This is a genomic window from Paraburkholderia acidisoli (assembly GCF_009789675.1).
Classification (GTDB): domain Bacteria; phylum Pseudomonadota; class Gammaproteobacteria; order Burkholderiales; family Burkholderiaceae; genus Paraburkholderia; species Paraburkholderia acidisoli.
This window is the reverse complement of the sequence record NZ_CP046913.1, coordinates 2,718,259-2,729,291: the sequence shown is the minus strand read 5'-3', so window position 1 is coordinate 2,729,291 and position 11,033 is coordinate 2,718,259. Positions and strand designations below refer to the sequence as shown.

Below are 11,033 nucleotides of genomic sequence, written 5' to 3'. Positions count from 1 at the left end.
ATATCGTGTGCCGACACGTTCGGATATTCGATTGAAAGCAACGCTTCCAACCGTACTTCATGCCAGCGGCGCCCCCGGGTTCGCTGCTTTCGCATAAATTTCATTCGTTTTCAATGGCACATCCCACGGACTCAAGGTGAGGAGGCGATTGCCGTAAACCAGAGAAGTGGCCTTGTTACATCCAAGGTCTATTGACCACACTTCGCGAGAGGAATTGTTTTGAAGAAGTCGAATGACCCGAGCCAAGTTTTTTTGCAGACGCTGACGAGTCTCTACTTTTATAACGCGGTAAAGCCCATCTCAGGTCGCAAAGAGGCGGACGAGTTGCCGCCGATGGAAGCGCTTGTCTTGGGCATGATGTGTCTGACCAAGACGTATAACAGTCGAAACTTCACCAATCTGCTCTATCGCAAATATGGGGCGTTCGATTCACGTGAATGTGACAAGCTGACTGAGGTCGGTATTCTCGGCCTGGTCGAACGCGGCTACCTCAAACCTGCGTCAAAGAAGGCTGAGGCAGCCCTTGATGAACGTGACATGGAAATTTGGGGCCTTGGGGACGTACCATTCGTGGTCACTGCGAAGGGCGCCAAGCGCATCGGGTATGTGGTTGCCAACCTGCGCGGTGAAGACGTGAAAGATGTCATCAAGGGCCTCCAAGCCGAATCCAAAGAGGCAGCAAAAGGTTGGGCGACCTCGCTCTAACGCTCAATTCGGCGTGAGCAAATCAGCCCCTTTTCGGCTATCGAGTTCCATACTATGCGGCGGCAGCATTCGATGTATGGCTGCTCTTAGTTTGTTGGGCCGGTAGATTGGACATCGTGTCCTTGAAGGACACGATGTTATTTTTCGGGGGGGCCGAAGTTTTCGAAGCCAAGCAGTGCTGCGGCCTACGGCTTGTTCTAATGAGACATCCCCAACGTTTCGCCCTTCAGCTTGCTAACAACAGACTGGCGATGCGACGTCTGTAGGCTATATAAGGTGGAACGGGATACACCGAAACGCTGCGCGATTTCAGCAACGGAAATGTCTCGGTTTTTCATCATCGCGAGCGCGGCTCGAGTTTCTTTCTCGGTCAATATTTGCGGCCGGCCGCCCTTCCGTCCGCGCGCCCGCGCGGCGGCTAGACCAGCGACGGTACGCTCTCTGACCAGTTCACGCTCGAACTCAGCGAGCGCGCCGAACAAATGAAATACAAGCTTGCCTGCGGGGCCGCCGGTGTCGATGCATTCCTTGACCGATTTGAACTTAATGTCTCGTCCTTCGAGCTCATTGACGATTCGAATCAGGTCTTGCAAGTTGCGTCCGAGCCGGTCTAATCGCCATACGACGAGTGTGTCGCCTTCCCGTAGTGCTTTCAGGCACTGCGCTAATTCTTGCCGGTCGGTCGACTTACCGCTTGCCTTGTCCTCATAAATGTTGACGGCGCCTGATGCGTGCAGAGCGTCCCGTTGGAGGTCGAGCGTCTGTTCGGCCGTGCTGACGCGCGCGTATCCAATTACTGCCATGCGTACCCCTTTTTCAGATGTTGATTGTTGGACGGAATGTCAAACATGTAAAAGGGTATAGCTCAGCGGGCGGCTGCGATTTTCGCGACGTCCAATAAACCTTCGTTTTCTGGGCAATGTAGGTCGCTTGCCAAGGGTCCTTGGCATCGCAAGAAATCTCGCGTTAACCGCTGCAAGGTCGCCATAGTTGTCCGAGCCGTCTCGCTCGCGGTGGCAAGGTCACCAAAATTGTCCGAGTCATCGCGTTCGTGGTTGAAGGGTCATCGAAGTTGCTCTCAAGCTTTCCATTGAAACAGCGGCGCTATTGAGCTTCCTTCAGACACCGATGCATTCACGTCGCCGGTTTCGGACAATCTCGGTGACCTTGTCGTTTCGAGAGGCTAACTACAGCGCGTCTCGCTCATCGAGTCGACGAGGCGAGAGACGTTGCCGTCGTCGTCGCACTTGTTTATCGACAGCCTGCTGAATACGTCGTGCCACTGCACATGGCTTTTCCGAAGAAGGGAGCAGCCGGCGCTCGAGCCGCCAGGAAACGGGCGCGTGCTAGTCCGCACAGGTCACCATAGTCGTCGGGGGGCGAGTACAACTGCCACACGGCATCATTCTTCCAGCAATCGTTCAGCAACGTTTCTAAAAAATGTAGAAACGTTGCTGAAAAGATGTCTGCTTGTGCTAAGCTGCAGTCTCCATACGCAGACTGGGGGAGCAAAACATGAGCACACAAACTTTGACGTCAATGGCCCTCGGCCATCACTTGGCTCGCCTGCGAGACCAGGCGGGATTGAAGCAGGCTGAGCTCGCCAAGAAAGTGACATGGAGTCCCGCAGTCCTCTCGAGAGTTGAAAGTGGGGAGCGCGACGTGAGCTCAGAAGAACTCGAGGAGGTTTTGCAAGCAATTGGTTCTGAAGAGGCGCTGAAGCTCCGAGAGCGCATTCAGCGACAGTGGCAGGTGCTGCCCCAGCCATCCCTCGACCATCCCGAGCAGGAGCGCCTGTGGGAAGCGGAACTCGCGGCCCAGCAGCTTCGGGCCTTGTCGGCATCCGACGATGTGTCCGGTTCATTCCAGCGGCGTCTCGATGAATACCAAGAAGAACTGCACCATTTGGCGAGCCTTGTGCTTAAGCGCGAGCATACAGTTGCCTTCATCGGCAGCATCGGTATCGGCAAATCAACGGCAATTTGCCGTATGACGGGGCTTGAGGTACGGGAGGATGATTCTTTGGCACAACCCGTCTTAGAGGCCGGCGCTGGCGGTATTACCGTATGCGAGGTGCATCTTCAGACAGGTCCCCAGTACGGCATCACTGTAGAACCATGCTCGGATGAAGAAATCCGTCAGCATGTTGCCGACTTTGCCGACCATATCAGCCGTGCGAGCACCGCTGCCGCAAGTGATGATGTCGACGCTACTGAAGCAGATGGGCAGGGAATTTCACGGGAAATTGAGCGGGCTATTCGGAACATGTCGGGACTGAGGCTCCGCCGAGAAAAAATCGAAGGGAAGACTGTCCGCCGTGACGATGCGAAAGAGATGGCTCAGCGGTTTGAGTCGACGCGAGAGGTTGTGGTGGAGGTACTTTCTCGCATGGAGCTTCATCGTCGTGACACGCGAAACATCTGGTACGACCCGTCTACCGGAAAGGCGCCGCTCGCTTGGTTGAAGGACACTTTCGAGTCGATTAACAATGGCCGGTTGGCTGAATTCACGCTTCCGAAGCGAATTGAAGTAGTCGTACCGATGAAGCTTCTTGAGGGAAGCGACCTCACTACGCGGTTGATTGATACAAAGGGCATCGATAGGACGGCCGCCCGTGCTGACCTCGAGGTGCACCTCCACGACCCCCACACACTGGCAGTTCTTTGCTCCAGTTTTAATAATGCGCCAGGCGCCGAAGCGCGCTTACTTTTGTCGCGCGCCCGCGAAGCAGGGATTCGGAACTTGGCACTGAAGGCGGCAGTCGTCGCCCTGCCGCGTCCTGAAGAGGCTCTGGCAGTAAAAGACGATGGGGGGGAGAGAGTAGAGTCGGTGGAGGAGGGGTACGAGTTGAAGGGCGACCAGGTGGCGACCGCGCTTGAGCCGCTGGGACTGGGCGATTTGCCGATAGGGTTCTTCAACGCACGGGAAGATGCACCATCGTCTCTTCAAGACTTTGTCGTCAAACAACTTGAGCGCGTAAGGGCGGAGTTTGCTCAGCGACTCGACCAAGCGACGGAGAACGTTCATGAAGTGATGCGGAACCGAGAGCGTGAACAAACGCAAGCCGTCATCCGAGATGCAGCCGCACAACTGAAAAACTGGCTGGCGCAAAATGCTGCTTGCCCACCCATAAGGCAACAACTCCAAACTAGCTTGATGACTGAGTTGGCCAAGGCTCACGCGAGTACGATTCACGCAGCAGTTCGGCGCGGCGGCGATTGGCCGAATTTGAACTACAGCCATGAACTCGGGCACGGTGCTCGTGTACTTGCGGCGAGTTCGCTTGGCCGCAGCTTGGAGGCGTTCAAAGCCGTTGCCGAGAACATCCGCACGAATCCTGACTACGCGATTGCGGTGTCTCTAGTTTCGCAGGCCGAGAAAGTTATGCTCTCCGCCTTCGATGGCGTGCTTGCCAAGATGCGCTTGCTCGGGGAGACGCTATTCGAGGAGGAGATGCGAAGGGATGCAACTTTCTGGCGAAATTGCGAAGGCGAATGGGGTAAGGGAGGCGGGTACCGAGACCGTGTTGTAACCCGCAGTCGGCAATGGTTCGATGACGAGCGGAAGGACGAACTCAACAAGGCAATTCAGAACTTGTTGTCTTCCGAGTGGGCCGACAGTGTTTCTCGGGTCTCTGCTCTGTTGGAAGAGTAAGGAGCCTTTAGTCTTTGTTCCTATTCTGGAAGACTACGAAGCTCGAAAGAGTGTCTAGTTTAGACACTCTTTTTTAGGCCGTCGCGCGCTCCACGCATTTCATTTCACCATGACTGGTGCAATTCAACGCTTACTTGCATTTTCCAAGTAAGTGTCATGCTTTGTTGTCGGGTACGGCCAACAGCAGTCGCTGCGTGCGCTTCACGACCCATGCTGCTTCAAGTTCCGAAAAGTCCCACTCGCCAGCGTCTATTTTCAATCTCATGCCTCTCTCCGCCCGACTCAATGCCACGTCGGGCGGCAGACCAGTGGCGGCAATTTTTCGCAAGACATACGCTGAGAGCTGATTTGCGAGGTCTTCGCACGCGTCGTAACGGACCCACAACTCTTCTTCCGTGAGAGCACTTTGATAACGACCGTCTATTTCACGAACGAGAAGTTTCGGTTGAACTCCGGTCACAGCGCCAAGGTTTGCTTCTCTCGGAAAGTCATCGGGTACATGTCGCTCGGTCATCGTGTTCTCCAAAGCTGCCGCCGATGTAAGCGCAGCGAGATGCCGGTATTCGCTGCCATCACGTCACGCCGCTCAGTATTGCCGGCTGTGTTCCGCGCAACGACATCACGAGGCGGCGTCATACGCGTAGATGTCGAGACGCGGCTTCTAATCATCTCCCGTCTGCGATTGATGTGGTCGAGGAAACAGCTTGACTGTGTCTTTACGCAACAAAATGGTCGCGTTCGTATAACGACAATTTGTATTTTGCCAACTCGTCTCTGGCGAGATTGACGGCGGATACCTGACCTTGCTAGCGTGCATTCAAGACCGTCTGCCATTGCCCTTAGCGTTGCAGATGCACGAATCGCAACTAAGAGAACCTTGGTGGTTTTGCGCCAATTTGATGAGAGAAAGGTCATGGCAAGCACTGTGAGCGATAACGAAGACATCGCCGCACTTATCAAGGCCCGAACGCGGCACGCGATTCGCGCTTCTGTTATCGCAGCAGTCCTAGACGACCCTGTAGGCGTCTGGAGGCTTCTTGAACTGCCCGCGGAGGAACTCGGGCGGCGTATCAGAAGCCACCTATGGGACGTCAGTGGAGTTGCCACGGTATTTAACTACGACCTGCCCGCGCTTCGCGAAGAAGGAGAAAATCTGCGTAAGCGCTATGAACGCATCGCGAAATCACGGAAAGACGCAACTGAGTTGTTGAGTGAAGCCGAAAAGGCAAACCCTGAACGTTCTCAGCTCATTCGTCAACGCAAGGTTCTATGCGAAGAAGACTTCCGTCTGGCAACCAATATCACCAAGAAGAAGCTAGAGAAGGATGTTGCCGGCGGGCGCGTGTTCAGTGTCGACTTTGGCGGAGAGCCGTATTACCCGGCCTTTTTTATCCCCAAACTTTTTGACCGGAACGACTTCGCGAGTGTGTTCCGTCGGCTTGATGGCTTATCGGCATGGAGCAAATGGGACTTCTTCACCAGTCCGATTGAGTCGCAGCAAGGGGCTACTCCGCTTCAGCTATTGATGGTTGAATCCATGGAGCAGGTATTGAAGGCTGCAGACGCATTTGTGAATCGATGACCGAGGTGTCTTTTTGATGGACGGAGAAGCCGCGGCTGCAACGTTTCAAATTGGACTCAGTGCCTTGCGGAGAGCGCTATGAGTACGAATGGGCTACCGCCGTTATTCTTCAACAATTTCACGCCAACGTTGTTTGTAGATTTCGATGGCACTCTTCACCGAGGCACTGGGATGTTGGGGCCGGGTGGATGCATATCGCTCGACAACGGGAATCCGATGTTTGAATTTGCGTCGCTGCTTGCAGACATCCTTGAGCCGTATCCGCGAGTCGAAATTGTGCTGACCAGCGCATGGATGTATTGGCTCTCACTCGACCAGATGGTCACGTATCTGCCCAGCGGACTGGCGAGGCGAGTTGTCGGCACAACGCTGGAATACAAACCTCGGTTTGGCTATTTAAAGGATGGGACGGCGAAGACCTACGTCATCAGGTCGTACGTCATCGGTAAAAAGCTCGTGAACTGGCTTGCCATCGACGATTCCGTCTACGGTGCGTTGCAATTGAGCTCCGAATCGTTGCCGCTCGAGTCACACCTCATTCTGCTCAATGGCGAGCATGGAATTGGGGCGCCCGAAGTGCAGCAGCGAATACAAAAATGGCTTGTCCAGGTTCATGGTTGACCAGATGCAGTTCAGGCAGTTGAGAGTGTTCTACTAGAACACAGCCCCCCGGTTTCGGGCGAGGTATGGGCGGTGGACAACCAGAAGTGTTCTACTAGAACACGGTCCGGGTTTCGGGCGAGGTATGGGCAGCGGGCAAACAGAAGTGTTCTACTAGAACACGGTCCCGGTTTCAAGCGAGGTATGGTCAGGACGTTTAGGCGACGGCACGAATCCTTGGAGTAACTGATGACTTCTTCTGATACGAACGCGCAAGCGTCCAAAGCTGCCGATGATTTCGTTTCAATTGCCGATGCGGCAAAGCAGCTCTTCGTTTCCCGGCCGTATGTCCTGAAACTCCTCGAGCGAGGAGAACTAGACCTGCACCATGAAGTCGGGAACGAGCGGTTTATTACGCAAGCATCAGTTCAACGCTGTCGGGCGGACCGTGATGCCGCTGCGCAGGCCTACCAAGATTTGGCGACGGACGAGAGCTGAGCAGGTCGAGCAGCGAGCGAATGACCTCCTCCAAGGGCCGTGGTCAGAACTTTGGCGATGAAACCAGTGATGAGGGGCTTTCCAAGATGGTTATCAATATGAAAGCGCTGTGGAAGCACTTGACCCCGGTAACGCCAGCGCAGGCAGAGAAGGCCATGGCCGCATCATTGACGGCGCACGCCGAGAAGTATGGCCCGCCGTCGAAGACTAGCGTCTGTCTTGAGTCGCCCAACAAGGCCGTAGATGAGCTCGATGGCGAATCCGCTGACGTGTCGTCATCATCGCCCGAGTAGGCCTCTCATGTTGTTCGCTCGAGTCGGGCGTCAGTCGCGCTGCAGTTATCGCCCCTGAGAAAGGCCGCCCCGTCGGAGCGGCTCGTTTTCGAAAAAGGTTCACCTTTGTCGTCAATTGTTTGAGCAGCCTACTAACGCGCTCCCCAGCTCCGAAATGCGCCATCGTCGGAGCGCGGCCTGGGGGATGCGTTGGGTGCTCGGAGCATCGTCGGCATCGCGATGCTTCCGCCAAACACAATCGCTGTCTGCCTCGCGAGGCCAGCTATGCGTCTGACCTCCCGCCGGTCCGCCCATTCACTCGCCGACTGAACCGCGGCCAAGTCCTTCTCGGACGTTAGCCGGAACGTGACCCAGTTGTTGCATTGAGAGAGCACGGTTGGTGAGATTTCGGACGGTCGTTGAGTGCTTAACCACAAAGCCAATCCGAACTTACGTCCTTCCTTTGCGAGGCGTTCGTACGCTAGCGAATTCTCATTTGCCTCCTCGCCCGAACCAATCGGGCGCATGTAGTGATGAGCCTCCTCCAGAACTAACAGCGTCGGTACTGCTTGATGCTGGCCGCGCCGGAATAGCTCGTACGCGTACAGCTCGAGAAGCGACCCGAGAACGAACGGGGTGAGGTCATGAGAAACGCGGCGCAGGTTGATGATATGCACGCGCCAGTCGACTTCCTGGCCGCCGAAGATACGTTCTACGAGATTGGCTGACTCGACTGGCCACGACAGTCGAGCGCCGTGACCTGGGCCACCGTTGACATCAACAACATCGGTGAACATAGGGTCTTCTGAGAAACGATGAATTCGCGTGACCAGTGGAGAAACGTTGGAATAGTGGAAACTGGACCGCTCCGCAGCACCGCCCCGTCCGGGCTGAATCCCGTGGCTCTCCGCCACGAGTGCAGCCAACGCCGCCATATGAGGCCACTGGGTAACTGCCGGCGCGGTGCCGTTCCGTATGCGTTGCATGCGTGCATCTGCATCGTTAGCTCCAGCCTGCCGACAGTCATCAAACAATGTTGCCGCAACGTCAGTTGCTAAGCCCGCACCCTTGGCTGCGGGGAACCACTGGACCTTGTTGAGATGCTCAAGTGCAAATGAAAGCGCGGGGCGTTGGGTTTTTTCGCTTGGAATGAGTAGTCGATGAAGCCCGAACCTGCCAAGTGCGTAATACGGGATTTTCAGCGAGTTGGCTTCATCACCACCGAGCGTCGTTACACGTACAGCGTCGGCGGGGAGGCCAGCGAGCTGAAACGCATCCTCGTACTCACCATTAACGTCGAACACAACCACGCGAGCGCCGGGCAGCCGCACTACCTGCTGAAGAACCGATGCTGTGAAGCAGCTCTTGCCTTGGCCGGAGCTGCCCAAGACGGCAACATGCCGTGAAAGGAAACTTTCAAGTCCAACCCGCAACATACCGCCACCTCGTAAGTCCTCGCCAAGGTTTATTGGCACGTCTTCGGCATCAGGTCGTCCGAGTGATGCTTCCAGCTCCTCACGCGTCAGAGGGAAGGCTTCAGCACCTAACGGAGGGGTTGGAAGTGAGTCGCTTACGAATCGGGTTGCGCCGCCGTCTCGGAAAAGTCGCCCGACAACCACGCCGGTGAGATTGCGCAACGGCTCGGACTGGTGAGTGCTGGACCCGATTCCGAGGCGATGGGCTTCCTTGGGCTCTGCAAAGCTGAGCGTGAGGACTTTCATGACCAGGATTCGACTTCCGGCGTCCAACGCTAGGAGACTTCCTACTTCGGTGACGGTCGAAACGCCTTGCATGTGGGCCGCGACTTGGCCGCGGTGCATATCTAACAGGTTGAGAGTGACCTCGGCCCCATCAATCTGGACCACATAGCCGACCGGCTGACGACTTCTCATAGACCCTCCGCGGGGTCGTGCGCTTCGGCTTCGGGGGCGAGCGGTTCGCGAAGTGCTTTCGCCAAGCGACGCATCTCGTCGTCGTACAAGAGCGGGTCGGGCAACTGCGCGGCCAGCTTGTCCAGATACGCCTCAGCACCGCCACCAATAACTGTCACCCGAGGATTCTTGAGTGCCAGCAATTTACGTAGCGCGGGGGGCAGCGTCGGGCTCAGCACATCTCCCGAAAACTCTGGAGAGTAGACGACAAGCTGTAGCGTTGGGTTGAGCAGCGCGGATGTGAGCAGTCGATTGATATGCTCATCGCCGAATCCATAGCCGCATACGAGCAGGCTCGTCTGTGGCCGGGAAAGGAATTCGGAAAACCGCCTGAACAACTCGCCGAGAACATATCCGACGGTTTGCATGTACTTTGCGGCTCGCGGCAGCACCATGAATCCGAGTTCCGTCTCATTCAGGTCGCCCAAGAAGGATTGAATCTTCTCTCCGGCAAGGGCGGCCTGCATCTCATAGACTTGCCCGGAGTCCTCTCGCCAAGTCAACGAGCCGTGCAATTTGGCGAGGTAGACGTTGTAGACGCCGAATCGAGCCTCGCCCCGCGCTTGCGTGTTGCGGAACCCAAGGTCGAAGCTTTGAGGTGAAAATCGTCTGCTGTGGACGCCGAGAAATCCGTTCACCACCTGTAGGTCGATGCTCTCTGCGGACCATTCGACCGCGAGGTCGTAATTGGTCGTGAACACCCATGGTGCTGCCTGGCCGGGCTGGCGAGCGGCGACGAGCTTCTGTAGGACAGTACGATGGTGTTGTAGCTGAACAGAGTCTGATTCGGCGCCACCGAGAGATTGCCACCACGCAGGCTGCAGTTGGGCGGCACGCACAACTGCGCGAGTTAGATGGGCGCGTGCCCGCTCAAGTTGCGGCACATCGGCACTCCCTTGCCGTTTCCATTCCACGAGCGCAATTTCGAGCGAATCGTTCAATTGCTCTACGTTGGGGACGACCCTTTCGTCCGGGGCAGCGAGGGCCTCAGAACGGATGAATCCGTGTTCTTTAAGCCACTGCGCTTCGTCGGCAGACGTATCGACGAAGTCGGACCATAAACTCCACATCGTTTTGCCGCCGACAGCAACTGATGCCCCGGCGCCCAGCAGCAACCCCACATTCTCCAGGCGTAGAAGGCTCGCGAGCTGCGCTTGAAGTTCGATTTCGTCCGTCAACGAGGTCGCTCCCCGTATGCCTACAATTGCCATCGTAGTGTCTCTCGAGTTTATTAAGTTCTGGCGCGCGCGGTCTAATTTTGCATGTGCAAGGCCCGGTCGAATGCTTTAAATAACCGAGGTGAGGTTTGGAGCGACCGCCGCTACGAATTCAGAAAATTTCGACGCTATTTGACGTTCTTGACTATCGAAGTCGCAATACGTTTTTTTGCATGGGTTTGCTCGCAATCATGGGTAAATCGGGGTAACAGATGCATATACTCTATGCAGTCATGTGACTGCTTTCAGACCATGACTTATGCAAGAGCTTATGTCTCCCAAAGCGCTGGCGGCCTTTCTTGGGCTGGCCGTGCAAACAATCTACAACCGCCACTCGACTGGCGGCGACCTTCCGAAATCTATCAAGTTAGGCAGCCGACTGCGCTTCAGCGGGAGCGATGTCGATGCGTGGTTGGACGCGAAACGTCAGTTCATGACAAGCGCCACGCAGGACGGGTGAACTGATAACAGACTTCTATCTGCACCACACCAAGTAATACGCCCCGGTTGCAGCCGGGGCGGGTGCACCCAAAGGCGCGTGTTGCTCTCTCACAAATGAGTATATGCGCGAACG

Annotated in this window: 11 protein-coding genes; 7 read left to right on the top strand and 4 right to left on the bottom strand. The window is 55.9% G+C overall.

The annotated features are described in order from the left end of the window. Positions 1-219: 219 nt before the first annotated feature. Positions 220-705: a hypothetical protein gene (locus tag FAZ98_RS12020; protein WP_158951421.1), complete on the top strand. Its 486-nt coding sequence runs from the start codon at positions 220-222 to the stop codon at positions 703-705. Positions 706-902: 197 nt separating this feature from the next. Here FAZ98_RS12020 and FAZ98_RS12015 read toward each other — a convergent pair whose 3' ends face one another. Continuing rightward, the gene (locus FAZ98_RS12015; RefSeq protein ID WP_158951420.1) at positions 903-1,508 is read right to left on the bottom strand and encodes a recombinase family protein; all 606 of its coding nucleotides are present in this window, start codon (positions 1,506-1,508) and stop codon (positions 903-905) included. Between the two features lie 712 nt (positions 1,509-2,220). Here FAZ98_RS12015 and FAZ98_RS12010 point away from each other — a divergent pair. Next, positions 2,221-4,359: a helix-turn-helix domain-containing protein gene (locus FAZ98_RS12010; protein ID WP_158951419.1), complete on the top strand. Its 2,139-nt coding sequence runs from the start codon at positions 2,221-2,223 to the stop codon at positions 4,357-4,359. Between the two features lie 154 nt (positions 4,360-4,513). Here FAZ98_RS12010 and FAZ98_RS12005 read toward each other — a convergent pair whose 3' ends face one another. Continuing rightward, positions 4,514-4,873, bottom strand: coding sequence for a hypothetical protein (locus tag FAZ98_RS12005; protein ID WP_158951418.1), 360 nt, complete (start codon positions 4,871-4,873; stop codon positions 4,514-4,516). 399 nt (positions 4,874-5,272) lie between these two features. Here FAZ98_RS12005 and FAZ98_RS12000 point away from each other — a divergent pair, with 399 nt between their 5' ends. The 4 genes from FAZ98_RS12000 (at position 5,273) to FAZ98_RS11985 (ending at position 7,332) form a co-directional block, all read left to right on the top strand. After that, on the top strand, positions 5,273-5,941 hold the full coding sequence (locus FAZ98_RS12000; RefSeq protein ID WP_158951417.1) for a hypothetical protein: 669 nt from the start codon (positions 5,273-5,275) through the stop codon (positions 5,939-5,941). Between the two features lie 78 nt (positions 5,942-6,019). Next, positions 6,020-6,562: an HAD domain-containing protein gene (locus tag FAZ98_RS11995; RefSeq protein ID WP_158951416.1), complete on the top strand. Its 543-nt coding sequence runs from the start codon at positions 6,020-6,022 to the stop codon at positions 6,560-6,562. A gap of 228 nt (positions 6,563-6,790) precedes the next feature. Beyond that, complete coding sequence (locus FAZ98_RS11990; RefSeq protein WP_158951415.1) at positions 6,791-7,039, top strand: MerR family transcriptional regulator; 249 nt, start codon at positions 6,791-6,793, stop codon at positions 7,037-7,039. A 20-nt stretch (positions 7,040-7,059) separates the two neighbouring features. Continuing rightward, the gene (locus FAZ98_RS11985; protein WP_158951414.1) at positions 7,060-7,332 is read left to right on the top strand and encodes a hypothetical protein; all 273 of its coding nucleotides are present in this window, start codon (positions 7,060-7,062) and stop codon (positions 7,330-7,332) included. 131 nt (positions 7,333-7,463) lie between these two features. On the opposite strand, the gene herA is transcribed toward FAZ98_RS11985, so the two are convergent. Then, positions 7,464-9,203, bottom strand: coding sequence for an anti-phage-associated helicase HerA (gene herA, locus FAZ98_RS11980; protein ID WP_158951413.1), 1,740 nt, complete (start codon positions 9,201-9,203; stop codon positions 7,464-7,466). Continuing rightward, positions 9,200-10,420 (bottom strand): SIR2 family anti-phage-associated protein, encoded by a 1,221-nt coding sequence (locus tag FAZ98_RS11975; RefSeq protein WP_199272270.1) that lies wholly within the window; start codon positions 10,418-10,420, stop codon positions 9,200-9,202. Before FAZ98_RS11975 ends, herA begins: the two co-directional genes overlap by 4 nt. A gap of 310 nt (positions 10,421-10,730) precedes the next feature. Here FAZ98_RS11975 and FAZ98_RS11970 point away from each other — a divergent pair, with 310 nt between their 5' ends. Continuing rightward, positions 10,731-10,919, top strand: a complete 189-nt coding sequence (locus FAZ98_RS11970; RefSeq protein ID WP_233272611.1) for a helix-turn-helix transcriptional regulator — start codon at positions 10,731-10,733, stop codon at positions 10,917-10,919. Positions 10,920-11,033: the final 114 nt, after the last annotated feature.

Coding starts and splice junctions, on each gene's coding strand:
- FAZ98_RS12015 (WP_158951420.1), bottom strand. CDS start 1,508: ATGGCAGTAATTGGATACGCGCGCGTCAGCACGGCCGAACAGACGCTC.
- FAZ98_RS12005 (WP_158951418.1), bottom strand. CDS start 4,873: ATGACCGAGCGACATGTACCCGATGACTTTCCGAGAGAAGCAAACCTT.
- FAZ98_RS11985 (WP_158951414.1), top strand. CDS start 7,060: ATGACCTCCTCCAAGGGCCGTGGTCAGAACTTTGGCGATGAAACCAGT.
- herA (WP_158951413.1), bottom strand. CDS start 9,203: ATGAGAAGTCGTCAGCCGGTCGGCTATGTGGTCCAGATTGATGGGGCC.
- FAZ98_RS12010 (WP_158951419.1), top strand. CDS start 2,221: ATGAGCACACAAACTTTGACGTCAATGGCCCTCGGCCATCACTTGGCT.
- FAZ98_RS12000 (WP_158951417.1), top strand. CDS start 5,273: ATGGCAAGCACTGTGAGCGATAACGAAGACATCGCCGCACTTATCAAG.
- FAZ98_RS11970 (WP_233272611.1), top strand. CDS start 10,731: ATGTCTCCCAAAGCGCTGGCGGCCTTTCTTGGGCTGGCCGTGCAAACA.
- FAZ98_RS11990 (WP_158951415.1), top strand. CDS start 6,791: ATGACTTCTTCTGATACGAACGCGCAAGCGTCCAAAGCTGCCGATGAT.
- FAZ98_RS11995 (WP_158951416.1), top strand. CDS start 6,020: ATGAGTACGAATGGGCTACCGCCGTTATTCTTCAACAATTTCACGCCA.